Here is a 23,747-nt window from a genome sequence, read left to right as displayed (position 1 = left end):
CCCGCATCCTCATCTCGCAGAATCGACCCCCTCATGAAGCGACTCCGGTTCCTCCAGGGCATGGCACTCGCGCTGTGCGCCGCCGCCGCCTCGGCCAGCCTGGCGCAGGCCTGGCCGGCCAAGCCGATCCGCCTGATCGTGCCGTTCCCGGCCGCCGGCGCCACCGACCTGTTCGCGCGCACGCTGGCGCAGAAGATGGGCGAGCGCCTGGGCGCGTCGCTGGTCATCGACAACAAGCCCGGCGCCGGTGGCGCCATCGGCTCGGACCTGGCGGCCAAGGCGCCGCCCGACGGCTACACGCTGCTGCTGGTCACCACCAGCACGCATTCGATCGGCCCGGCCATGGGCCAGAAGCTGCCCTACGACACGGTGCGCGACTTCACGCCGATCGCGCACGTGGGCAACGCGCCGAGCATCATGCTGGTGCCCAACGACTCGCCGGCCAGGACGGTGCGCGAATGGATCGACTACGCGAAGAAGAATCCCGGCCGGCTCAACTACGCCTCCAGCGGCAACGGCACCATCGTGCAGCTCACCGCCGAGCTGTTCAAGGCGCAGGCCGGCGTGTTCGTCACGCACATCCCCTACAAGGGCACGGCGCTGGCCATTCCCGACCTCATCGCCGGCAATGTCGACGTGCTGTTCGACTCGCTGCCCACGGGCATGCCGCACGTGCGCGATGGCCGCCTGCGCGCGCTGGGCGTGACCTCGCAGAAGCGCAGTCCGCTCGCGCCCGAGCTGCCGCCGATCGCCGACACGCTCCCGGGCTTCGAGTCGAGCACCTGGTTCGGCCTGTACGGGCCGAAGGCGCTGCCGGGCGACATCGTCGCGCGCGTCAATGCCGCCGCCAACCAGGCCCTGGCCGATCCGGAGGTCAAGGACAAGCTCGCGCGCCTGGGCATCGAGCCGGTCACCAGCACGCCGCAGCAGCTCGCCACGATGGTGGCCACCGATGCCGCCAAGTGGAAGAAGACCGTCGTCGAGCGCCACATCAAGGGCGACTGAGCGCACGCGGCGGCCGCGATCCCTTCCTCCTTTCCAAGAACGAGACAGACAGCCTCACCATGAAATTCGATCACGCCAATCCCTATCTCTCCGCCCGCATCCCGGTGTTTGCGCGCAACGTCGTGTCGACCTCGCACCCGCTGGCCGCGCAGGCCGGCCTGCGCATCCTGCAGCAGGGCGGCAACGCGGTCGACGCCGCGATCGCCACGGCGGCCGTCATGACGCTGGTCGAGCCGGTCAGCAACGGCCTGGGCAGCGATGCCTTCGCGATCCTCTGGGACGGCGAGCAACTCCATGGCCTCAATGCCTCGGGTCCGGCGCCCCGGGCCTGGACGCGCGAGTACTTCCTCAGGAAGTATGGCGATGGCGTCCTGGCGCCCCCGATGCGCGGCATCGACTCGGTCACCGTGCCGGGCGCCGTGCGCGGCTGGGTCGCCCTGAGCAAGCGCTTCGGCAAGCTGCCATTCGCCGACCTGTTCGCACCCGCCATCGACATCGCCGAGCGCGGCTACCTGGTGCCACCGGTGGTGCAGCAGAAGTGGGCCGCCGGCACGCCGATCCTGCAGGCGCAGCCGGGCTTCGCCCAGGCCTTCCTGCCCTGGGGCCGGGCGCCCGAGGTGGGCGAGCTGTTCCGCTTCGCCGCCGCCGGGCGGGCGCTGCGGGCCATCGCGCAGACCGAGGGCGAGGCCTTCTACAGCGGCGAGATCGCCCACGCGCTGGCGAAGTTCTCCGACGAGCAGGGCGGCGCGCTCACGGTCGAGGACCTGGCGGCCTACCAGCCGGAATGGGTGACGCCGATCTCGCGCGACTATCGCGGCCACACGCTGCACGAGATCCCGCCCAACGGCCAGGGCATCGCCGCGCTGATCGCGCTGGGCATCCTGGAGAAGTTCGACATGGCGTCGCTGCGGGTCGACTCGGTCGAGTCGCAGCACCTGCAGATCGAGGCCATGAAGCTGGCCTTCGCCGATGTCTACCGCTATGTGTCGGAGCCATCGTCGATGACGCTGACCCCCGCGCAAATGCTCGATGACGCCTACCTGGCCTCGCGTGCGAGACTCATCGACGTGAACAAGGCGCAGGACTTCCAGGCCGGCAACCCGGTCAAGGGCGGCACCATCTACCTCACGGCGGCCGACGAGAGCGGCATGATGGTCAGCTTCATCCAGAGCAACTACATGGGCTTCGGCTCGGGCTGCGTCGAACCCGGCTTCGGCATCAGCCTGCAGAACCGCGGCCATGGCTTCAGCCTCCAGGCCGACAGCCCGAACGTCGTGGCGCCGGGCAAGCGTCCCTTCCATACCATCATCCCGGCCTTCCTCACCAAGGACGGCCAGCCGGTCATGAGCTTCGGCGTCATGGGCGGCAACATGCAGCCGCAGGGCCACATGCAGACGCTGGTGCGCATCCTCGACCATGGGCAGAGCCCGCAGGCGGCCTGCGACGCGCCGCGCTGGCGCTTCAACACCGGCCTCAACCTGAATGTCGAGGCGGCCATGAATCCGCAGACGGTGCAGGGCCTGGCGGCGCTCGGCCACGAGATGGATGTCATCAACGACTCCTACCAGGACTTCGGCGCCGGGCAGTTCATCTGGCGCGCGGGCGACCCGGCGGTCGAGGGCTACGTGGCCGCCAGCGATCCCCGCCGCGACGGCGTCGCCGCCGGGTTCTGATGCTCGCCCCCAGGCTTGCCCACTTCGTGTGGCCGCCCACCCCCTGCCGGGGGCAACACTGGCGGACTGGCGGAGCCAGGTCCGCGGTGTTTCCGGGATGAGGTGCGCCGAGGGTGAGGGGTGGGCGTGAGGACTGCTGAGCAGCGGCGCGGGGTCGGGCTGGCGCTGGCGGCGCTGGGGGCGATCGCATTCAGCGGCAAGGCGATCATCGTCAAGCTGGCGTACCGGCACGGGATGGACGCGGTGACGCTGATCATGCTGCGGATGCTGTTCGCGCTGCCGCTGTTCCTGGGCATGGCATGGTGGGCGGGGCGCGGGAAGCCCGCCTTGACGCGGCGCGACTGGGCCGGGGTGGCGGGCCTGGGATTCTCGGGCTACTACCTGTCGAGCTTTCTCGATTTCGCCGGGCTGGCCTACATCACGGCCGGCCTGGAGCGCCTGATCCTGTATCTCAACCCGACGCTGGTGCTGCTGCTGGGCTGGCTGCTCTACCGGCGCCGCATCACGCGCTGGCAGGCCCTGGGCATGGCGATCAGCTACGCGGGGGCGCTGGTGGTGTTCGGCCACGAGGTCAGGATCGGCGAGGCCTCGGCGACGGCCTGGGGCACGCTGCTGGTGTTCCTGAGCGCGGTGAGCTATGCCGTCTACATGATCGCGAGTGGCGAATTCGTCAAGCGGCTGGGCTCGCTGCGGCTGGTCGGGCTCGCGACCAGCGTGGCCTGCGTGCTGTGCATCGTGCAGTTCCTGGTGCTGCGGCCGCTCGGCAGCGTGCAGACGCTGGCGCCGGCCGTGATCTGGCTGTCGCTGCTCAATGCCGTCGTCTGCACCGCGCTGCCGGTGCTGGCGGTGATGATGGCCATCGAGCGCATCGGTCCGGCGATGGCGGCGCAGACCGGCATGGTCGGCCCGGTATCGACCATCCTGATGGGCGTCGTCATACTCGGCGAACCTTTCACCGCCTGGACCGCCACCGGCACGCTGCTGGTGATCGCAGGCATCTTCGTCTTCACAAGAACCGGGCGCTAGCGCCCACGGGAATCGACACATGGACTTCGGAATCGCGGGCCGCACGGCCCTGGTATGCGGCGCGAGCAAGGGACTCGGCCTGGGTTGCGCCGAGGCGCTGGTGCGCGAGGGCGTGAACGTGGTGATCGTGGCGCGCGGCGCCGAGGCATTGGCCACCGCCGCCGCGCGGCTGGAGATGGTCGCCGCCGAATACGCCGCCGCGACGCGCGACAGGGCCGGGGCCGAGCGGCCCTTCGTGCGGCAGGTCGCCGCCGACATCACCACGCCCGAGGGCCGCGCCGCCGCCTTCGCCGCGCAGGCCGACTACGACATCGTCGTCACCAATGCCGGCGGTCCGCCGCCGGGCGACTTCCGCGACTGGGACCGCGAGGCCTGGATCAAGGCGGTCGACGCCAACATGCTGACGCCGATCGAGCTGATCAAGGCGACGGTCGACGGCATGGCCGAGCGCGGCTATGGCCGCATCGTGAACATCACGTCGAGCTCGGTGAAGTCGCCGATCGACATCCTGGGCTTGTCCAATGGCGCGCGCAGCGGCCTGACCGGCTTCGTCGCCGGCGTGGCGCGCACGCCCATCGCCGCCAAGGGCGTGACGATCAACAACCTGCTGCCCGGCGCCTTCGACACCGATCGCCTGAAGGGCACCATGGCCGGGGCGGCGAAGAAGTCGGGCCAGGACGTCGAGGCGATCCGCGCCAATCGCCGCAAGACCATCCCGGCCGGCCGCTTCGGCAATGCCGAGGAGTTCGGCGCCATCTGCGCCTTCCTGTGCAGCCTGCAGGCCGGCTATGTCACCGGCCAGAACGTGCTGGCCGACGGCGGCGCCTACCCCGGAACGTACTGAGCCCACCCCCAGGCTGCGCGCACTGCGTGTCGCTTCGCCCACCCCCTTGCAGGGGGCGGCACTGGAAGACCGGCGGAGCCGGATCTTCGGTGCCCTTGCCTGGGCGCGATGGTGAACGGGTGGCCGGAGTGAGGGTGAGGGTGAGGAGAGCAAGGGCTGGGGGCTACTTGCGCGAGGAGAGCACGATGCCGCCGACGATCAGGGCGAAGGCGGCGCCGTGGTACCAGTGCGGGAGTTCGTGCAGGAAGGCGGCCGAGAGCAGGGCGGCGAAGAGCGGGGTGAGGTTGATGAAGAAGGCCGCCGCCGTCGGGCCGGCGCGCTGCACGCCGCCGCTCCAGCAGCGGAAGGCGATCACCGCCGGGCCGATGGCGATGAAGGCGAGGGCGGCGGCGAGCGTCCAGCCGGCCTCGAGGCGACCCGCGCCCAGGCCCCACTCGCCCAGTGCGAACACGCCCGACCACGCCGCGCCGAAGACCACCTGCGCCAGCAGGAACGCGGCCCAGTCCTGGCGGATGCCGGCCGGCTCGCGCGTGCCCACCAGCAGCCAGCTGTAGAAGGCCCAGCAGGCCGTCGCCAGCATCATGTAGAGGTCGCCCGGCACCAGTCGCAGCGCCAGCAGGTGGCGCCAGTCGCCCTGGCCCAGCACCAGCAGCACGCCGATCATGGACAGCACGGCGCCGGCGACCTGCGCCGGGCGCACCCGCTGGCCGAAGCACAAGGTGCCCACCGCCAGCATCCAGAACGGCAGGCTGGCGCCGACGAGGGTCACGTTCAGGGCCGAGGAGGTCTGCAGGGCCAGGTACTGCAGGGCGTTGTAGAGCCCGATGCCCAGCAGGCCGAGCATGGCATAGCGCCGCCAGTGCGCCCACAGCGGGCTCGCGCCGCGCAGCACGACCGCGGCCAATGGCAGCAGCAGCACCAGGGCCAGGCCCCAGCGGGCGAAGTTGAGGGTGAGCGGCGAGATCGCATCGCGCAGCAGGCGGCCGACCACCGCGTTGCCGGCCCACAGCAGCGGCGGCACCGTCAGCAGCAGGGCGGTGGCGGGCGTCAGGCGGGTGGGATTCGGGGTCATAGGGGCAGGACTTTAGCGGTCGACGGGACCAGCGCTCGCGTGGCAGTATGCGAGACGCTTTTCCCGTTTCCCACAACCCGAGGCATGCACCGATGAGCACAACCCGAGCCGTCCAGATCGACCGCGCCGGCGGTCCCGAAGAACTGAAGATCGTCGAGGCGGAGGTCGGCGATCCCGGTCCCGGCGAGATCCGCATCCGTCACCGGGCGGTGGGCCTGAACTTCATCGACACCTACCAGCGCAGCGGCCTCTATCCGTTCGCGATGCCGCTGCGCCTGGGCATGGAGGCCGCCGGCATCGTCGAGGCGGTGGGCGAGGGCGTCACGCACCTGCGCGAGGGCGATCGCGCCGCCTATGCCAGCCAGCCGCCCGGCGCCTACTGCGAGGCGCGCGTGATGCCCGCCAAGTGCGTCTGCCGGCTGCCCGACGCGATCTCCTTCGAGACCGGCGCGGCCATGATGCTCAAGGGCCTGACCGCGCAGTACCTGCTGAAGAAGACCTTGCCGGTCGAGGGCCTGCAGCCGGGCGACTTCGTGCTGTTCCACGCCGCCGCCGGCGGCGTCGGCCTGATCGCCTGCCAGTGGGCCAGGGCCCTGGGCCTGCGGCTCATCGGCACGGCCGGCTCGGATGCCAAGTGCGACTTGGCGCTGGCGCACGGCGCGGCCCACGCCATCAACTACACCACCACCCCCGACTTCGCCGCCCGCGTGCGCGAGATCACCGGCGGCCAGGGCGTGAAGGTGGTCTACGACTCGGTCGGCAAGGACACCTTCGAGGGCTCGGTCGACAGCCTGCGGCCCTTCGGCCTGCTGGCGATCTTCGGCAACGGCTCCGGTCCGGTGCCACCGATCAACCTGGGCCTGCTGGCCGCCAAGGGTTCGCTCTACGTCACCCGGCCGACGTTGTTCACCCACATCGCCACGCGCGAGGCCACGCAGGCGATGGCCGACGACCTGTTCGACGTCGTGCAGAGCGGCGCCGTCGAGATCGCCATCGGCCAGCGCTATGCGCTCGAGGACATTCAGCAGGCGCATCGCGACCTCGAGGCGCGCAAGACCACCGGCTGCACCATCCTCACCCTGTAGCCGCCACCGCGTCGTCGGCCGCCGGATCCGGGACGCCATCGCCGTCCCGGGCCACGTCGGCGATCAGCCGCCAGACGCGCTGCGCGAGGGGCGACGGCACCCGGTTGCGCCGGTGCACCAGCATCACGCGGCGCTGCACCCGGGGCGCGAGCGGCAGCACCCGCAGGGGCGCCAGCCCGCGCGGCGGCGCCGCCAGCGCCGGCATGACGCCGATGCCGATGCCAGCCTCGATCATGCGGAAGACGGTCGTCGGATGGCCCAGCTGCTGCGCCACGCGCGGCACCACGCCATGGGCGCGCAGGGCATCGTCGATCAGGCGACGGCTGCCCGACGAGTGATCGAGCAGCACCAGCGGCCGGTCGGCGAGTTCCTGCCAGCGCACGCCGCGCCGTCGCGCCCAGGCGTGGTCGGGCGCCACCACCAGGACGAACGGGTCGACCAGGATGGTCTCGCTCTGCAGGTCGTCGGCCGCCGAGGGCTCGATCACGACGCCGAAGTCCACCTCGCCGCCCCGCACGCTGTCCAGCACGTCCTGCTGCACGCGGTCGAGCAGCACCAGCTCGATGTCGGGCTCGCGCCGGGCGCAGGCGGCGATGCAGGCGGGCATCAGGTGCGCCGACAACGTCGGGCTGCTGGCCACGCGCACCTTGCCGCGCCGGCCGCTGGCCATGCCGCTGACATCCTGCAGGGTCTGGTCGAGTTCGTCGAGCACGCGGTCCAGGCGCGCCGCCAGCGAGGCGCCGGCCTCGGTCAGCACCACCTCGCGCGTGGTGCGGTCGAGCAGCTTGAGGCCGAGCTGCGACTCGAGTTCGAGGATCGAGCGGCTGACCGCCGGCTGGGTGAGTCCGACGGCGGCGCCGGCCCGGCTGAAATTGCGCTCCTGCGCGGCGGCGCGGAACACCCGGAGCTGGCGCAGCGTGACATTCATGCGCTGGAATCATAGAACCATCAGATAAATCCATTTCCCTTTCGGCCCCGCCCCGGGTCCAATCGGCTCCATGGCACGCTCACGCTTCCTCCCCGACAACTTCACCCTCGCCCTCGTCGCTACCGTGGTGGCCGCGAGTCTCCTGCCGGTCTCCGGCGACATGGCGGTCTACGCCAAGTACGTGACGACCTTCGCGATCGGGCTGCTGTTCTTCCTGCACGGCGCCAAGCTCTCGCGCGAGGCCATCCTGGCCGGCGCCGGGCACTGGCGGCTGCACCTGTTGATCTTCGCCTGCACCTTCGTGCTGTTCCCGCTGCTGGGACTGCTACTGCGGCCGGTGCTCGCGCCGCTGGTGACGCCGGCGCTCTATGTCGGCGTGATGTACCTGTGCGTGCTGCCGGCGACCGTGCAGTCGGCCATCGCCTTCACCTCGATGGCGCGCGGCAACATCCCGGCGGCGGTGTGCAGCGCGTCGGCCTCGACCGTGCTGGGCGTGTTCATCACGCCGCTGCTGGTCGGGCTGCTGGTGTCGACCGACGGCGCCGGCGCCGCCGCCTCGCTCGAATCGATCGGCAGCATCCTGCTGCAGCTGATGGCGCCGTTCGTGGCCGGCCACCTGCTGCGCCCGCTGATCGGCGGCTGGGTCAAGAAGCACGCCAAGGTGCTGACACTGGTCGACCGCAGCTCGATCCTACTGGTGGTCTACACCGCCTTCAGCGCCGCCGTCATCGAGGGCCTGTGGAAGCAGGTCCCGCCGAGCGCGCTGGTCGGCCTGCTGGGCGTGTGCGCCGTGCTGCTGGCGCTGGCGCTGACCGTGACCACCTGGACCGCGCGCCGGCTCGGCTTCAGCAAGGCCGACGAGATCACGATCGTGTTCTGTGGCTCCAAGAAGAGCCTGGCCAGCGGCATCCCGATGGCGCACGTGCTGTTCGCGGCCGCCACGGTGGGCACCATCGTGCTGCCGCTGATGCTGTTCCACCAGATGCAGCTGATGGTCTGCGCGGTGCTGGCGCAGCGCTATGCGCGGCGGCCGCCGGAAGCCGGCGAGGAGGCCGTCCTGCCGGCTCCGTCGGCGGCCGTGCCGGCATCGGCATCGGCATCGGCATCAACGGTGCCCGTGGCCCCGGGCCGGACGCGGACCTAGCGGACCCGGCGGCCCCGGGATTCAGGGGTCCAGCGGCATCAGCCTCGAGGAGCGCAGGCGGCTGGGTGCCAGCGCGCCGGCCGAGTCGAGGATCGGGTAGGCGATCGAGCAGATGTGCGAGTTGATGCGCTTGAGGTCGCTGATCAGGTCGATGTGCAGCGAACTCGTCTCCATGCTGGGCGTGGTGCGGTCCATCAGACGGCTCAGGTGGGTGCCGGCATAGGCGCGCTCCAGGTCGCGGAAGCGCGCCTTCTCCTCCAGCAGCTTCTGGGCGTCACGCACGTTGCCGTTGAGGAACACGCTCATCCCCAGGCGCAGGTTGGCCACCAGCCGCTCGTGCAGCTCGACGATCTCGGCCATGCCGGCGGGGGAGAAGTTGCGCTTCGGCTTGATCTTCTTGTCCTCGATGTCGATGATCACGCGCTCGATGATGTCGCCGACCTGCTCCATGTTGATGGTGAAGCTGATGATGTCGGTCCAGCGCTTGCTCTCCTCCTCGCCCAGCGCCTCGCGCGAGATCTTGGTCAGGTAGTACTTGATGTCGGAGTAGAGCCGGTCGACCGTGTCGTCGAGCTTGCGCAGCTCGTCGGCCAGGCGCAGGTCGTTGTGGCGGATGACGTTGAGCATGCCGATCAGCATGGTCTCGACGATGTCGGCCTGGTGCAGGGCCTCGCGCGCCGCGTTGGAGATCGCCAGCGAGGGCGTGGACAGCGCCGACGGGTCCAGGTGCTGCGGCCGCGAGGTCGACGACGACTGCTTGGGCACCGGCATCAGGCGCTTGACCAGCCCGGCGACCCAGCCGGTCAGCCCGATGAAGCCGATGCTGACCACCACGTTGAACGCCAGGTGGTAGAGCACCACCAGCTGCGTCGCGTCGGCCATGTAGGGCCGCGCGTGCGCCAGGTACAGGTCGATGAAGGGGATCGCCACCGCCACGCCCAGCAACTTGAAGATCAGGTTGCCCACCGTGACCTGCCGCACCGCGATCTCCGACTTGGCCGTGGTGAGCACGGCCAGCACGCCGCTGCCGAGGTTGGCGCCCAGCACCAGGCCCAGCGCCACGTCCAGCGGCACCACCGCCGAGCTGGCCATCGCCGCGACCAGCAGCACCACCGCCAGGCTCGAATACGCGACGACGGCGAAGGCCGCGCCGATGGTGACCTCGAGCAGCACGTCGCTGCTGATGGAGGCCAGCACGGCGCGCATCGCGGCCGACTCGAACAAGGGCCCGGTCGCCTCCACCACCAGGCGCAAGGCCAGCAGCATGAGGCCGAGCCCGATCAGCACGCGCCCGAAGCGCCCGGCCGGGCTGGCCGGCCGCGTGATCGAGAGCACCACGCCGACGAAGATGAACAACGGGGACAGCCACGACAGGTCGGTCGAGAACAGCACCGACATCAGGGCCGTGCCGATGTCGGCGCCGCGCATCACCGCCAGCGCCGCCGGCAGCGCGATCAGGCCCTGGCCGACGAAGGACGAGGTCATCAGCGACGTCGCGGTGCTCGACTGCACCAGCGCCGTCACGCCGATGCCCGAGAGCGCGGCGGTGAAGCGGTTGCGCATGCCGCTCGCCAGCAGGGTGCGCAGGTTGGCGCCAAAGACGCGCAGCACGCCGGTGCGTACGAGGTGGGTGCCCCAGACGAGGAGGGCGATGGCCGCCAGCAGGTTCAGCAGATGTTTCATGGACGGCGGAGGACTTTCTCGGTGCGTGTTCGACAGGTTCATTGTCGGCACGATTGGTTCGGCCAGCTGTCCTAGAAATGCCGCATTCGTTCGATCCGCGCCGCCAGGGCTTCCACGCGGGCGCGGCGCGCGCGGTCCTCAGCGCCCGCGTCGCACGCGGCGGACCTCGTCCCAGATCAGGCAGATGGCGCCGATGGTGATGGCGGCATCGGCCACGTTGAAGGCCGGGAAGTGCGTGCCGGCCCAGTGGAAGTCGAGGAAGTCGACCACGTAGCCGTGCATCAGCCGGTCGATCACGTTGCCGATGGCGCCGCCCAGGATGCAGGCCATCGCGAAGCTGAAGAGCTTCTGGCCGGCGTGGGTGCGCAGCATCCAGACGATGAACACCGCCGCGGCCACGCCGATGCCGGTGAACAGCCAGCGCTGCCAGCCCGAGTGGTCGGCCAGGAACGAGAAGGCCGCGCCGGTGTTATGGGCCCGCACGACATTGAAGAAGCTCGTGACGTAGGTGGCGTCGCCCAGCCGGTAGTAGCCCAGGATCAGGGTCTTGGTGAACTGGTCGACGATGAACAGCACCAGGGCCAGCCCGAGCCAGGGCCAGGGTGTGTCGCTTGAGAAGGCCGAGGCCCGGCCGCTGCGGTTCGAGGCGGGGCCGCGCGAGGGGGTGGTGCCGCGGGCCATCAGGCGATGCTCCGCGCTTCGCCGGCGCCATAGAGGTTGCTGGTGCAGCGGCCGCAGAGGGTCGGATGCGCCGCGTCGTGGCCGACGTCGTCGCGCCAGTGCCAGCAGCGTTCGCACTTGGTGTCGGCGCTGGGCGTGACCTCGATGGCCAGCATCTCGCCGGCGACCAGGTCGACGACCGACGTGATGAACACGAACTTCAGGTCGTCGCCGAGCGACGCCAGCAGGGCGTGGTCGTCGGGCGCGGCGGTCAGGACGACGTTGGCCTGCAGCGAGGAGCCGACCCGGCCGGTGGTGCGCACCGCCTCGATGTCCTTGTTGACGGCATCGCGGATCTCGCGGATGCGGGTCCACTTGGCCAGGCGGGTCCCGTCGGGCGTGCCGAGGTCGCTGTAGACCTGGGTGAAGATCGACTCGCCGGGCGCGGCGGTGCCCACCAGCGTCCAGGCCTCCTCGGCCGTGAAGCTCAGGAACGGCGCCATCCAGCGCAGCATCGCCTGCGTGATGTGCCACAGCGCGGTCTGCGCGCTGCGCCTGGCGTGCGAGCCCGGCGCGGTGGTGTAGAGCCGGTCCTTCAGCACGTCGAGGTAGAAGGCGCCCAGGTCCTCGGAGCAGTAGACCTGCAGCTTGGCCACCACCGGATGGAATTCGTAGACCTGGTAGTGGGCCAGGATCTCGGCCTGGAACTGCGCGGCGCGATCGAGCGCGTAGCGGTCGATCTCCAGCAGCTGGTCGAGCGGCACCTCGTCCCGGGCACGGTCGAAGTCGCTGGTGTTGGCCAGCAGGAAGCGCAGCGTGTTGCGGATGCGCCGGTAGGCGTCGACCACGCGCGCGAGGATCTTGTCGTCGCCCGCGATGTCGCCGGAATAGTCGCTCGCGGCCACCCACAGGCGGATGATCTCGGCGCCCAGCTTCTTGCTGACCTCCTGCGGGTCGATGCCGTTGCCCAGCGACTTGCTCATCTTGCGGCCCTGGCTGTCGACCGTGAAGCCATGCGTGAGCAGGCCGCGATAGGGCGCCCGGCCCTCCAGGGCCGAGGCCAGCAGCAGCGACGAATGGAACCAGCCGCGATGCTGGTCGTGGCCCTCGAGGTAGAGGTCGGCTTCGGGGCCGCTGTCGTGGTGGACGTTCGGATGCGTGCCGCGCAGCACGTGGAAGAAGGTCGAGCCGGAGTCGAACCAGACCTCCAGGATGTCGGTGCTCTTGGTGTAGTGCGGCGCGTCCTCGGCGCCGAGGATGTCCTCGACGCTCACGCGGCTCCAGGCCTCGATGCCGCCGTGCTCGACGATGTCGGCGGCCTGGTCGAGGATCTCCATGGTGCGCGGATGCAGCTCGCCCGAATCCTTGTGCAGGAAGAACGGGATCGGCACGCCCCAGCTGCGCTGGCGCGAGATGCACCAGTCGGGCCGGTTGGCGATCATGTCGTGCAGGCGCGCCTTGCCGTTCTCCGGATAGAAGTGCGTCTCCTCGATGGCCTCGAGCGCGGTCTGGCGCAGGGTCTTCGGGGCCTTGTCGCTGGTGAAGACGCCTTCGCCCTCGTCCATGCGGATGAACCACTGCGCCGCGGCGCGATAGATCACCGGGGTCTTGTGGCGCCAGCAGTGCGGATAGCTGTGGGTGATGGTCTCGGTGGCCAGCAGGCGATGCGCGTCGCGCAGCGCGGCGATGATCTCCGGCACCGCCTTCCAGATGTGCAGGCCGCCGAAGAGCGGGAAATCGGCCGCGTAGGCGCCGTTGCCCTGCACCGGGTTGAGGATGTCGTCGTAGGCCATGCCGTGCGCGACGCAGGAGTTGAAGTCGTCCACGCCATAGGCGGGGGACGAATGGACCAGGCCGGTGCCGTCGGTGGCGGTGGCGTAGTCGGCCAGGTAGACCGGCGACAGGCGCCGGAAGCCGGCATCGACGTCGTACAGCGGATGCTCGAACTCGAGGCCCCCCAGCGCCTCGCCCTTGACCGTGGCCAGCACCTGGCCGTCGAGCGCGTAGCGGGTCATGCACATCTCGACCAGCGAGGCGGCCAGGATCAGCAGCCCGCGCTCGGTGTCGACCAGCGAATACTCGATCTCCGGATTCAGGTTGATCGCCTGGTTGGCGGGGATCGTCCAGGCGGTGGTGGTCCAGATGACGGCGAAGATGTCGCCCAGGATCATGTGGTCGGCGCCGAAGGCCACCAGCACCTTCTCGCGCTCGTGCGCCTTGAAGGCGACGTCGATCGTCTGCGACTTCTTGTCGGCGTACTCGATCTCGAATTCGGCCAGCGAGGAGCCGCAGTCGAAGCACCAGTACACCGGCTTCAGGCCGCGATAGACGAAGCCGCGCTCGATCACGCGCTTGAAGGCGCGCAGCTCGCCGGCCTCGTTGGCGAAGTCCATCGTCTTGTACGGGTGGTCCCATTCGCCCAGCACGCCCAGGCGCTGGAAGTCGGCCATCTGCTGGGCGATCTGCTCGGTGGCGAAGGCGCGGCTCTTGGCCTGCATGTCGTCGCGCCCGAGGTTGCGGCCGTATTTCTTCTCGATGGCGTTCTCGATCGGCAGGCCATGGCAGTCCCAGCCCGGCACGTACAGGGCATCGAAGCCCTCGAGCTGCCGGGCCTTGGTGATCATGTCCTTCAGGATCTTGTTGACGGCGTGGCCCATGTGGATCTGACCGTTGGCATAGGGCGGGCCGTCGTGCAGGATGAACTTGGGCGCGCCGTGGCGGGCATCGCGCAGCCGGTGGTAGCGGCCTTCGTCGTTCCACTGCTTGACCCAGCCGGGCTCGCGCTTGGCCATGTCGCCACGCATCGGGAAGGGGGTGTCGGGCAGGTTGAGCGTGGCTCGGTAGTCGGGATGGGGGGCGGCGTCGGACATGGTGGGCAGGATCGGGGCAGGGCGTAGAAGGGCTTCGACAGGCTCGATCCCGGAGTGGTGCGGATCGGTGCGGGGAAGGGGACGGCCGTTCGCCCCGAGCTTGTCCAGGAGCGGCAGCGCGGGACGTGCGGCGCTAAATTCGATCGCGCGTGGTCTGCCGGTGCGTCTCCGCATGCGTCTGGGCAGGCGCGGCGGCGAAGAACGCACGTGCGTCGCGGCCATCCCTGGCGATGCCCGCGGTGAGGGCCTCGAGGCTGGTGTAGCGCAATTCGTCGTGCAGTTTGTGCAGCAGTTCCACGCGGACGATTTTACCGTAGGCCCCTTCGCGGCCGAGTTCGGCGGGCCAGTCCAGGCAATGGGTCTCCAGCAGCACGCGCCCGGCGTTGACGTCGTTGGCATCGAGCGACGGCCGCACGCCGAGGTTGGCGACGCCCTGGAGCGGCCGCGCCGACAGGCCATGCACCAGCACCGCGAAGATGCCGCTGGCGGCCGGCTTCCAGTGCTTGAAGCGCAGGTTGAGCGTGCGGAAGCCGTCGTCGCGCCCGGGCGCCGACGCGCCCAGGGCCCGGCCGAGCTTGCGTCCGTGCACCACGTGGCCGGAGATCGCATAGGGCCGTCCGAGCAGGCGCTGCGCATCGGCCATGCGGCCTTCGACCAGCGCCTCGCGCACCGCCGAGCTGGAGACGCGCAGGCCGTGGACCTCGTAGCTGTTCATGCGCGCGACGTCGAAGCCGTGGCGCGCGCCGGCCTCGTCGAGCATGGCGTAGTCGCCGGCACGCCGCGCGCCGAAGCGGAAGTCGTCGCCCACCAGCACATAGCGCGCGCCCAGGCCGTCGCGCAGCACGTGGTCGATGAAGTCCTCCGGCGTGCGCGCGGCCAATCGCGCGTCGAAGGGCAGCACGATGGTCTGCGCCACGCCGCACGCGGCGAGTTCGCCGAGCTTGTCGCGCAGCGTGCCGATGCGCGCGGGCGCCAGTTCGGGCCGCTTGTTGACGGCGGCGAAGTAGTCGCGCGGATGCGGCTCGAAGGTCAGCACACAGCTGGGAAGGCCACGCTGGCGTGCCTCGGTGTTCAGGAGCGCCAGCATGGCCTGGTGGCCGCGATGGACGCCGTCGAAATTGCCGATGGTCAGGGCACAGGCCGTCGCCACGCCGGGATGCCGGAACCCACGAAAAACCTGCATGGATCGATCTGTTTTTGATAGCGCCTCAGGCCCGGTGGATGGGCTTGCGGACGGTGAAAGGGCAACTTGTCACAAAGCCGGTATATTGTGACGCACTGCCCGGCGGCGGCGTCCTCACGAGGGCCGTGCCGCTCGCCGGATTCCTGCGTGGTTCTTCTTTTCTCGAGGAGACGTGGCGTGAAGGTCTTGAAGCTGTCGGCACAGGGGCTGCCGCAATCCTGGATTTCGCTGGAACAGGCGGTCCTTCACTACGCCGCCGACGAGGTGCGCTGGGAATCGGGCGCGCACGTGGCGCTGTTCCGCGGCGGTCACAACGCGGTGACCGGCCAGCAGTCGCAGATCGCGGTCAACAGCATCATCGGCACCAAGGGCGTGCCGCGCATCAATCCCTTCACCCAGCGCCCGGGACTTACCAACAGCAAGCTGTTCGCCCGCGACCGCAACATCTGCGCCTATTGCGGCGACCACTTCCACGAGGACGAACTCACGCGCGAGCACATCATCCCGTTCGCCCAGCAGGGCATCGACGTGTGGATGAACGTGGTCACGGCGTGCCGGCCCTGCAACCACCGCAAGAGCAGCCGGACGCCCGAGCAGGCGGGCATGCCGCTGCTCTACGCGCCGTACGTGCCCAGCCTGTGGGAGGACTTCATCCTGCGCAACCGCCGCATCCTGGCCGACCAGATGGAGTTCCTGATGATGCATCTGCCGCTCAGTTCGCGGCTCCATCCGTGAGGCGCCGGCCCGCCGCCTAGGCGAAGACGCCCGCGGTGTCGTTCATGCGCGCCGACACCTCGCCCAGGTGGTGCAGGGTGTCGCCGAAGGTCATCTCCATCTGGGTCAGGCGCCTGAAGTAGTGGCTCACGACATATTCGTCGGTCACGCCGATGCCGCCGTGCAGCTGCACGGCCTGCTGTCCCACGAAGCGCATCGACACCCCCAACTGGTACTTGGCGCGGGCGATCGCCTGGCGGCGCTCGTCGGCCGGCGCATCCAGCTTCAGGCTCGCGTAGTAGCTCATCGAGCGGGCCAGTTCGAGCTGCATCTTCATGTCGGCCACGCGATGGCGCAGGGCCTGGAAGCTGGCGATGGTGACGTTGAACTGCTTGCGCGTGTTCATGTAGTCGACCGTGACGGCGAGGGTCTTGTCCATCACGCCGACCGCCTCCGCGCACAGGGCCGCGATGCCGATGTCGACGCCATGCTCCAGCGCGGCCAGGCCGTCGGTCGTGACGAGCCGGGCCGCGGCGCGGTCGAACACCACCTCCGCCGCACGGGCCCCGTCCTGTGTGCCGTAACCGCGCGCCGCGACGCCGGCGGCGCCACGCTCGACCAGGAACAGGGCGATCCCGCCATCGGCCTGCGCGGGCACCAGGAAGGCATCGGCCTGGTCGCCGGCCGGCACCAGGCTCTTGGTGCCCGAGACCGTCCAGCCATCGCCGGCCGCTTCGGCGCGCGTCTCGCACACGTCGAGGCGATAGCGCGCCTTGCGTTCCTGATGGGCCAGCACCACCAGCGCCTCGCCGCCCGCGATGCGCGCCAGCCAGTCGCCCTTCAGGGCGGCGTCGGCATGGTGGCTCAGCAGCGCGCCGCTGATCAGGGCCTGCGCGAACGGCTCGGCGACGATGCCGCGTCCGAGTTCCTCCATCACCACCATGCCGGCCATCGGACCCATGCCGAGTCCGCCGTCGTCCTCGGCGATGTAGAGCCCGCCCAGGCCCAGCCCGGCGAGTTCGTCCCAGGCCTCGCGCGAGAAGCCGCCAGCGGCCTCGATGCGCCGGCGGCGCTCGAAGTCGTAGCCCTTGTCGACCCATTTGCGCACCGCGTCGCGCAGTTGTTCCTGGTCGTCGGAAAAATCGAAATCCATGGTTGTCTCCGTGTTCCTGAGCGGGGGCCGGGACTCAGCCCAGAACGGTCTGCGCGACGATGTTGCGCTGCACTTCGTTGGAGCCGCCGTAGATGGTGGTCTTGCGCATGTTGAAGTAGGTCGAGGCGAGCGGCGCCAGGCCGGCGTTGCCGCCGGGGAAGTCGCCCTGCCAGCCGGCCTCCATGGCTTCGCGCACCAGCGGCAAGGCATAGGGGCCGCCGGCGAGCATCATGAGTTCGCTGTAGCGCTGCTGGATCTCGCTGCCCTTGATCTTGAGCAGGCCGGCGATGTCGAGCGAATTCTTGCCCGAGGTCGACGCCGCCAGCACGCGCAGCACCAGCATCTCCAGGGCCACGACGTCGACCTCGAGCTTGGCGATCTCGTCGCGGAAGCGCAGGTCGTCCCAGACGCCCTCGCTCCTGGCGATGCGCTTCAAACGCTCGAGTTCGCGCTTGGCGCGGTTGACATCGGCGATGTTGGTGCGCTCGTGGCTCAGCAGGTGCTTGGCGTAGGTCCAGCCCTTGTTCTCCTCGCCGATCAGGTTCTCGGCCGGCACCTCGACGTTGTCGAACCAGACCTCGTTGACCTCGACGCTGCCGTCCATCAGCTTGATCGGGCGCACCGTGACGCCGGGCGACTTCATGTCGATCAGCAGGAAGCTGATGCCGGTCTGGGGCTTGCCCTCGTTGCTGGTGCGCACCAGGCAGAAGATCCACTCGCCATACTGGCCGAGCGTGGTCCACGTCTTCTGGCCGTTGACGATGTATTTGTCGCCCTGGCGTTCGGCCCGGGTCTTGACCGAGGCCAGGTCCGAGCCCGAACCGGGTTCGCTGTAGCCCTGGCTCCACCAGACGTCGCCGCTGGCGATGCCCGGCAGGAAGCGCTGCTGCTGTTCGGCATTGCCGAAGGCCTGGATCACGGGCGCCACCATCACCGGTCCGAAGGGAATGATGCGCGGCGCGCCGGCCAGCGCGGTCTCCTCCTCGAACAGGTGGCGCTGGATCGAGGTCCAGCCCGGTCCGCCGAATTCCTTTGGCCAGCCGTAGCCCAGCCAGCCCTTGCCGCCCAGGATCTTGGCCCAGCGCTGGTGATCCTCGCGCGTGAGTTCGAGGGCGTTGTGCACCTTGTGCGAAATGTCGGACGGAAGGTGGTCCTTGACCCAGGCGCGGATCTCTTCTCGAAACGCCTGCTCTTCGGGGGTGAAGCTCAAATCCATGCGTGCCTCGCTGTGGTGTTGCCGCGCCCTGGGGCGGGCGATTCGGCGTGTCTCCGGAGCCGATGGTTTTAGCATGGTCGTGCGCTTCTGCGTTGTCCTTGCAGCGACACGGATAATCCCGCGCTCCCATGAAGAAGAACATCGTCATCCTCATCTCCGGTGCCGGCTCCAACATGGCCGCCATCGTGCGCGCCGCCGCCGCCGGCGGCTGGGCGGAGCGCTTCGACGCCCGCGTGGCCGCCGTCGTCAGCAACAAGGCCGATGCCGCCGGGCTCGCCTTCGCGCAGGCGCAAGGCATCGCGACCGCCGTGGTGCCGCACGGGGATTTCGCGACGCGCGAGGATTTCGATGCCGAACTGGCCCGGGCGATCGACGGGCACGATCCCGCGCTGGTGGTGCTCGCGGGCTTCATGCGCATCCTGACACCGGGCTTCGTCGAGCGCTACGAGGGACGGCTGCTGAACATCCACCCGTCGCTGCTGCCGGCGTTCCCGGGGCTGCACACGCATCGTCGCGCCATCGAGGCCGGCTGCCGCGTCGCCGGTGTCACGGTCCATCAGGTGACGGCCGAACTCGATCACGGTCCGATCCTCGACCAGGCCGTCGTGCCGGTGCTGCCCGGCGATACCGAGGTCCTGCTGGCCACGCGCGTGCTCAGCCAGGAGCATCTCCTCTACCCGCGTGCCATCGCCGGCTGGCTGGCCGCCCGGCGCTGAGGGCGGCGACTCAGACCAGACGCAGGAAGCGCGGCCGCGCCACGCCGTCGATCTCCACCGTCCCGTTGAACATCGCTGCGGGCCGGACCCACAGTCCACGCTGGCCATACAGGGCCCGATACAGCGTCATGGGCTCCAGCGTCTCGCTGTGGCGCACGGTGCCGACGACCTCGTATTCGCCTCCCTTGTAGTGGCGATAGAGACCCGGCGGGGTTTCGATGAGGGGTGGCAGGTCGTCGTCGGTCATGGGAGGCGGGTCGGGCGGGTCGGGATGGCATTGTCGGAGCAGAGGGGGCGCCGGCTGAGACAATCCCCCTCATGCATCCCAAAGCCCTGTTGGAGGCCAGTGCCGATCTGGTCGGCCTCGTCCTGAAATTCGATCATCCCGCCGACCAGGTGGTGTCGCGCTTCTTCCGCGACCACCGCGAGTTCGGTCCCCGCGAACGCGCCACGCTGGCCGAGACGGTCTACACCGTGTTGCGCAAGAAGCTGCTGTTCGATCACCTGTCGCCCTCGGGCACCGGCTCGAAGGAGCGGCGCATGGCCATCCTGGGCTTCCACGGCCCGCGCGATTTCCTCAAGAGCGCGCTCAACGACGTCGAGAAGCGCTGGCTCGACAACTGCGACGGCGTCAGCGAGAGCGACCTGCTGGAACGCCATCGCCACAACCTGCCCGAATGGCTGGTCAAGCCGCTCAAGGCGCAGCTCGGCGACGGATTCTGGCCACTGGTCCATAGCCTGCAGCAGCCCGCGCCGCTCGATCTGCGCGTGAACACGCTGCACGACAAGCGACCCGACGTGCAAAAGGAACTGTCGCTGGCCGGCATCAAGGCGGTCGCCACGCCGTTCTCGCCCTGGGGCTTGCGCATCGACGGCAAGCCGGCCCTGACGAAGCTGGATGCCTTCGCCCGCGGCGCTGTCGAGGTCCAGGACGAAGGATCCCAGCTGCTGGCCCTGCTGCTGGACGCCAAGCGTGGCGAGATGGTGGTGGATTTCTGTGCCGGCGCGGGCGGCAAGACGCTGGCGATCGGCGCCACCATGCGCAACACGGGTCGCCTCTATGCGTTCGACACGTCGGCGCACCGGCTCGATGCGCTCAAGCCCCGACTGGCGCGCAGCCAGCTGTCGAACGTGCATCCGGCGGCCATCGCCCACGAGCGCGACGAACGCATCAAGCGGCTGTCGGGCAAGATCGACCGGGTGCTGGTCGACGCGCCTTGCTCCGGCCTGGGCACGCTGCGACGCAACCCCGATCTCAAGTGGCGGCAGTCCCAGAAGTCGGTCGATGAGCTGACTGCCAAGCAGACCGCCATCCTGCAGAGCGCCGCGCGACTGGTCAAATCCGGCGGGCGTCTGGTCTATGCGACCTGCAGCGTGTTGCCGGAGGAGAACGAAGCCATCGCGGAGGCATTCACAGCGGCCAATCCCGATTTCGTGTGCCAGGATGCGGGCGATCTGCTCGATGGCCTGAAGATCGAGGACGCGGCGCGGCTCTGCGCGGGTGGCGACGACGGCAGACGCTATCTGCGACTGTGGCCGCATCGCCACGCGACCGATGGTTTCTTTGCCGCCGTGTGGAACCGCAGCTAGGTCCGGCGCTCCAAAACGAAGGGGAAAGGCCCGGCTGATCAAGGCTTTAGCCTTGCTCCGGAAGGCTAACCTTTAAAATCCTCAGCTATCTATAGAACTGCACCTTCGTGCGGTGATGGAGTATTTGACTCAATGTTCCTTACTGACTCTGCCGTGTTGAACGCGGCTGTCGATTGGCTCGCCCACGGCATGTGGGACCTCGCGTGGTGGCAGATCGTGCTCTACACGCTGGTGACCACCCACATCACGATCTCCGCGGTGACCATCTTCCTGCACCGCACGCAGACGCATCGGGCCATGGAACTGGGTCCCATCCCTTCGCATTTCTTCCGCTTCTGGCTCTGGCTGGGCACCGGCATGGTCACGAAGGAGTGGGTCGCCATCCACCGCAAGCACCATGCGAAGTGCGAGACCGTGGACGATCCGCACAGCCCGCAGGTCAAGGGTTTCGACGAAGTCATGTGGCGCGGTGCCGAGCTCTATCGCAAGGAGTCCAAGAACCGGGACACCGTCGAGCGCTTCGGCCATGGCACGCCGGACGACTGGATCGAGCGCAATCTGTATTCGCGCTACAGCTGGCAGGGCGTCGGCCTGATGATGGTCCTGAACGTGGTCATGTTCGGTGCCATCGGTCTGGCGGTGTGGGCGGTGCAGATGGTCTGGATCCCGTTCTGGGCGGCGGGTGTCGTCAACGGCATCGGTCACTTCTGGGGCTATCGCAACTTCGAGGCGACCGATGCCAGCACCAACCTCATTCCCTGGGGCATCATCATCGGCGGTGAGGAGTTGCACAACAACCACCACACCTACCCGACCTCGGCCAAGTTCTCCGTCAAGAAGTACGAGTTCGACATCGGCTGGGTCTATATCAGCATGATGCAGAAGATCGGCTGGGCCAAGGTGAAGAAGCTCCCGCCGAAGATGCAGATGGGCGATGTCCAGCCCGTGGCGGACGAGAAGACGCTGGAGGCCCTGATCGCCAACCGTTACGAGGTGATGGCTGGATTCGCGCGTGAGATGCGTCGCACGACGCGCGACGAACTGGCCCAGCTCAAGGCCAAGGGTGCCGACTTGTCGGTGTTGAAGGCTGCCAAGCAATGGTTGCATCGCGACGACGACAAGGTGCCTGCATCGGTGCGCACCCATCTCGTCCAGGCGCGTGCCGCGCATCCGGTGCTCGACAAGATGGTCACGATGCGCGAGGAGCTGCGTCAGATGTGGCTCAACACCTCGCAGTCGCGCGAACAGCTGGCATCGGATCTGGCAGCCTGGTGTCATCGCGCGGAAGCCAGCGGCATTGCCGGTCTGCGCGAGTTCTCCACACGACTGCGCGCGGCCCGGGCCTGAGCGGGGCGGGCAGGGCAGGCGACTGATCCTGCCTGCGCGAGTTTGAAAGAACCGACCTCATCAGGTCGGTTTTTTCATGGGCGCTCGAATCCCGGCTGGCTCGCCATGGTGGAAGAGGGCATGAAAAAACCCGCTGGGTCACAGCGGGTTCTGGAAGGAAGAGGCGAAACACCTCGACCTCGGGGACATCAGGCCTGAATCACTTCAGCTTGATTTCCTTGTATTCGACGTGCTTGCGCGCCTTGGGGTCGAACTTCATGATCGACAGCTTTTCAGGCGTCGTCTTCTTGTTCTTGCTGGTGGTGTAGAAATGGCCGGTACCCGCAGTGGATTCCAGCTTGATCTTCTCGCGTCCGCCTTTGCTCGTTGCCATGATTGCGCTCCTTAAGCTTGGCCGCGTGCGCGCAGGTCTGCGAGCACGGCATCGATGCCGTTCTTGTCGATCAAGCGCAGGGCAGCGCTGGAAACCCGCAGGCGAACCCAACGGTTCTCGGTTTCGACCCAGAAACGACGATATTGCAGGTTCGGCAGGAACCGGCGCTTGGTTTTGTTGTTGGCGTGGGAAACGTTGTTTCCCACCATCGGGCCCTTGCCCGTGACTTCGCAGACGCGTGCCATGTGGACACTCTCTTCTTTTGAACAGCTGGCGTCCGAACACCGTGGGTGTGGACGTTCTGCAGCTTGACCTCGCCATGAAAACGGGTGGCGGTACCCCGGCTCTGCCGTGAGCTGCGAGACAGCCCCTTGTTCGGCAAAGCCTGCGATTATAGCGTGCCGTTGGTTTCCAGATAACGCTGCGCGTCCAGGGCCGCCATGCAGCCGGTACCGGCACTGGTGATGGCCTGGCGATAGATGTTGTCCTGCACGTCGCCCGCCGCGAAGACACCCTCGACGCTGGTCATGGTGGCCAGGCCCTGCAGGCCCGAGCGCGTGACGATGTAGCCGTCCTTCATCGTCAACTGGCCCTGGAAGATGTCGGTGTTCGGGTGATGTCCGATGGCGATGAAACACCCCTTGAGATCGATCTGCTCCGTGGCCCCGGTATCGACATGCTTCAGCCGGATGCCCGTGACGCCGGAATCGTCGCCCAGGACTTCATCGAGCACGTTGTGGGTCTTCAGGACGATCTTTCCTTCCGCGACCTTTTCATGCAGCTTGTCGACCAGGATCGGTTCGGCCTTGAACCGGTCGCGCCGGTGCACCAGCGTCACCTTGCTGGCGATGTTGGACAGGTAGAGTGCTTCTTCCACCGCCGTATTGCCGCCGCCGATCACGCAGACCTCCTGCTCGCGATAGAAGAAGCCGTCGCAGGTCGCGCAACCCGAGACGCCGCGTCCCATGAAATGCTGCTCCGATTCCAGGCCTAGGTACTTGGCCGAAGCGCCGGTGGCGATGATCAGCGCATCGCAGGTATAGCTCCCGCTGTCGCCGGTCAGAAGGAAAGGGCGCTGGCTGAAATCCACCTGGCTGATGTGGTCGAAGACGACCTGCGTGTTGAAACGCTCCGCATGCTCGAGGAAGCGCTGCATGAGCTCCGGGCCCTGGACGCCTTGCACATCGGCCGGCCAGTTGTCGACTTCGGTGGTCGTCATGAGCTGTCCGCCCTGCGCCATGCCCGTGATGAGCAAGGGCTTCAGATTGGCACGGGCGGCGTAAACCGCCGCGGTATATCCGGCCGGGCCCGAACCCAATATCAGAACCTGTGCGTGTTGTTTATTTGACATTCCTAAAAACCTAAAATTTGCTGTATCAGCGTGTACATTTTCCGGGGGTGAACTTCAAAGTATCACCTTCAGGGCCGTCCCCGATGAGGGACGTTTTCAATGCGCGCAATTGTA

At 68.3% G+C, this 23,747-nt stretch carries 22 protein-coding genes; 10 read left to right on the top strand and 12 right to left on the bottom strand.

Going from position 1 to position 23,747, the window contains the following annotated elements; all coding sequences use genetic code 11:
* The first annotated feature begins 33 nt into the window (after positions 1–33).
* From AC1MLT_RS09000 to AC1MLT_RS08985, 4 genes are all read left to right on the top strand, one after another.
* The gene (locus AC1MLT_RS09000; protein ID WP_481031952.1) at positions 34–1,005 is read left to right on the top strand and encodes a tripartite tricarboxylate transporter substrate binding protein; all 972 of its coding nucleotides are present in this window, start codon (positions 34–36) and stop codon (positions 1,003–1,005) included.
* A 59-nt stretch (positions 1,006–1,064) separates the two neighbouring features.
* Complete coding sequence (locus tag AC1MLT_RS08995) at positions 1,065–2,678, top strand: gamma-glutamyltransferase family protein (protein ID WP_481031951.1); 1,614 nt, start codon at positions 1,065–1,067, stop codon at positions 2,676–2,678.
* A 126-nt stretch (positions 2,679–2,804) separates the two neighbouring features.
* Positions 2,805–3,704 carry a DMT family transporter gene (locus tag AC1MLT_RS08990; RefSeq protein ID WP_481031950.1) on the top strand — a complete coding sequence of 300 codons (900 nt, stop codon included), beginning with the start codon at positions 2,805–2,807 and terminating at the stop codon, positions 3,702–3,704.
* 19 nt (positions 3,705–3,723) lie between these two features.
* Positions 3,724–4,548 carry an SDR family oxidoreductase gene (locus AC1MLT_RS08985; RefSeq protein WP_481031949.1) on the top strand — a complete coding sequence of 275 codons (825 nt, stop codon included), beginning with the start codon at positions 3,724–3,726 and terminating at the stop codon, positions 4,546–4,548.
* Between the two features lie 163 nt (positions 4,549–4,711).
* On the opposite strand, the gene AC1MLT_RS08980 is transcribed toward AC1MLT_RS08985, so the two are convergent.
* A complete protein-coding gene (locus AC1MLT_RS08980; RefSeq protein ID WP_481031948.1) occupies positions 4,712–5,620 on the bottom strand; it encodes a DMT family transporter in 909 nt (302 codons plus the stop codon).
* A gap of 92 nt (positions 5,621–5,712) precedes the next feature.
* Here AC1MLT_RS08980 and AC1MLT_RS08975 point away from each other — a divergent pair, with 92 nt between their 5' ends.
* Positions 5,713–6,705, top strand: a complete 993-nt coding sequence (locus AC1MLT_RS08975; RefSeq protein ID WP_481031947.1) for a quinone oxidoreductase family protein — start codon at positions 5,713–5,715, stop codon at positions 6,703–6,705.
* On the opposite strand, the gene AC1MLT_RS08970 is transcribed toward AC1MLT_RS08975, so the two are convergent.
* On the bottom strand, positions 6,695–7,633 hold the full coding sequence (locus AC1MLT_RS08970) for a LysR family transcriptional regulator (protein WP_481031946.1): 939 nt from the start codon (positions 7,631–7,633) through the stop codon (positions 6,695–6,697). The two genes, AC1MLT_RS08975 and AC1MLT_RS08970, sit on opposite strands and share 11 nt — an antisense overlap.
* Before the next feature lie 70 nt (positions 7,634–7,703).
* Between AC1MLT_RS08970 and AC1MLT_RS08965 the strand changes: the two genes are divergently transcribed.
* Positions 7,704–8,777, top strand: coding sequence for a bile acid:sodium symporter family protein (locus tag AC1MLT_RS08965; protein ID WP_481031945.1), 1,074 nt, complete (start codon positions 7,704–7,706; stop codon positions 8,775–8,777).
* Positions 8,778–8,798: 21 nt separating this feature from the next.
* Here the strand turns inward: AC1MLT_RS08965 and AC1MLT_RS08960 are convergent, their stop codons facing one another.
* The 4 genes from AC1MLT_RS08960 to AC1MLT_RS08945 all read right to left on the bottom strand — a co-directional run bounded on the left by AC1MLT_RS08960 (position 8,799) and on the right by AC1MLT_RS08945 (position 15,173).
* Positions 8,799–10,460: a Na/Pi cotransporter family protein gene (locus tag AC1MLT_RS08960; protein ID WP_481031944.1), complete on the bottom strand. Its 1,662-nt coding sequence runs from the start codon at positions 10,458–10,460 to the stop codon at positions 8,799–8,801.
* 138 nt (positions 10,461–10,598) lie between these two features.
* Positions 10,599–11,141: a signal peptidase II gene (gene lspA / locus AC1MLT_RS08955; protein WP_481031943.1), complete on the bottom strand. Its 543-nt coding sequence runs from the start codon at positions 11,139–11,141 to the stop codon at positions 10,599–10,601.
* Positions 11,141–13,990: an isoleucine--tRNA ligase gene (gene ileS / locus AC1MLT_RS08950; protein WP_481031942.1), complete on the bottom strand. Its 2,850-nt coding sequence runs from the start codon at positions 13,988–13,990 to the stop codon at positions 11,141–11,143. The genes lspA and ileS overlap by 1 nt, the downstream gene beginning before the upstream one ends.
* Positions 13,991–14,123: 133 nt before the next feature.
* On the bottom strand, positions 14,124–15,173 hold the full coding sequence (locus tag AC1MLT_RS08945) for a bifunctional riboflavin kinase/FAD synthetase (RefSeq protein WP_481031941.1): 1,050 nt from the start codon (positions 15,171–15,173) through the stop codon (positions 14,124–14,126).
* Positions 15,174–15,350: 177 nt separating this feature from the next.
* Between AC1MLT_RS08945 and AC1MLT_RS08940 the strand changes: the two genes are divergently transcribed.
* Complete coding sequence (locus tag AC1MLT_RS08940; protein WP_481031940.1) at positions 15,351–15,908, top strand: HNH endonuclease; 558 nt, start codon at positions 15,351–15,353, stop codon at positions 15,906–15,908.
* A 16-nt stretch (positions 15,909–15,924) separates the two neighbouring features.
* On the opposite strand, the gene AC1MLT_RS08935 is transcribed toward AC1MLT_RS08940, so the two are convergent.
* Both AC1MLT_RS08935 and AC1MLT_RS08930 read right to left on the bottom strand, forming a co-directional pair.
* Positions 15,925–17,040 carry an acyl-CoA dehydrogenase family protein gene (locus AC1MLT_RS08935; RefSeq protein ID WP_481031939.1) on the bottom strand — a complete coding sequence of 372 codons (1,116 nt, stop codon included), beginning with the start codon at positions 17,038–17,040 and terminating at the stop codon, positions 15,925–15,927.
* A gap of 34 nt (positions 17,041–17,074) precedes the next feature.
* On the bottom strand, positions 17,075–18,256 hold the full coding sequence (locus AC1MLT_RS08930) for an acyl-CoA dehydrogenase family protein (RefSeq protein WP_481031938.1): 1,182 nt from the start codon (positions 18,254–18,256) through the stop codon (positions 17,075–17,077).
* Between the two features lie 128 nt (positions 18,257–18,384).
* On the opposite strand from AC1MLT_RS08930, the gene purN reads away from it, so the two are divergent.
* Positions 18,385–18,972: a phosphoribosylglycinamide formyltransferase gene (purN, locus tag AC1MLT_RS08925; RefSeq protein WP_481031937.1), complete on the top strand. Its 588-nt coding sequence runs from the start codon at positions 18,385–18,387 to the stop codon at positions 18,970–18,972.
* A gap of 10 nt (positions 18,973–18,982) precedes the next feature.
* On the opposite strand, the gene AC1MLT_RS08920 is transcribed toward purN, so the two are convergent.
* On the bottom strand, positions 18,983–19,219 hold the full coding sequence (locus AC1MLT_RS08920) for a DUF1653 domain-containing protein (RefSeq protein WP_481031936.1): 237 nt from the start codon (positions 19,217–19,219) through the stop codon (positions 18,983–18,985).
* A gap of 71 nt (positions 19,220–19,290) precedes the next feature.
* Here AC1MLT_RS08920 and AC1MLT_RS08915 point away from each other — a divergent pair, with 71 nt between their 5' ends.
* Together AC1MLT_RS08915 and AC1MLT_RS08910 are read left to right on the top strand one after the other, a co-directional pair.
* The gene (locus AC1MLT_RS08915) at positions 19,291–20,562 is read left to right on the top strand and encodes an RsmB/NOP family class I SAM-dependent RNA methyltransferase (protein ID WP_481031935.1); all 1,272 of its coding nucleotides are present in this window, start codon (positions 19,291–19,293) and stop codon (positions 20,560–20,562) included.
* Positions 20,563–20,694: 132 nt separating this feature from the next.
* Entirely contained in the window at positions 20,695–21,909 is a 1,215-nt protein-coding gene (locus tag AC1MLT_RS08910) for a DesA family fatty acid desaturase (RefSeq protein ID WP_296306075.1), read from the top strand.
* 199 nt (positions 21,910–22,108) lie between these two features.
* On the opposite strand, the gene rpmG is transcribed toward AC1MLT_RS08910, so the two are convergent.
* The 3 genes from rpmG to trxB form a co-directional block, all read right to left on the bottom strand.
* The gene (gene rpmG / locus AC1MLT_RS08905; RefSeq protein WP_296306076.1) at positions 22,109–22,282 is read right to left on the bottom strand and encodes a 50S ribosomal protein L33; all 174 of its coding nucleotides are present in this window, start codon (positions 22,280–22,282) and stop codon (positions 22,109–22,111) included.
* Positions 22,283–22,293: 11 nt separating this feature from the next.
* Entirely contained in the window at positions 22,294–22,527 is a 234-nt protein-coding gene (rpmB, locus tag AC1MLT_RS08900) for a 50S ribosomal protein L28 (protein ID WP_028251282.1), read from the bottom strand.
* Positions 22,528–22,673: 146 nt separating this feature from the next.
* Positions 22,674–23,633 carry a thioredoxin-disulfide reductase gene (trxB, locus tag AC1MLT_RS08895; protein WP_296306077.1) on the bottom strand — a complete coding sequence of 320 codons (960 nt, stop codon included), beginning with the start codon at positions 23,631–23,633 and terminating at the stop codon, positions 22,674–22,676.
* Positions 23,634–23,747 lie beyond the last annotated feature (114 nt).

Source organism: Variovorax sp. PEI5 (assembly GCF_056679935.1).
Note: the sequence above shows the minus strand (reverse complement) of the source record. Positions and strands in the feature narration are given on the sequence as shown.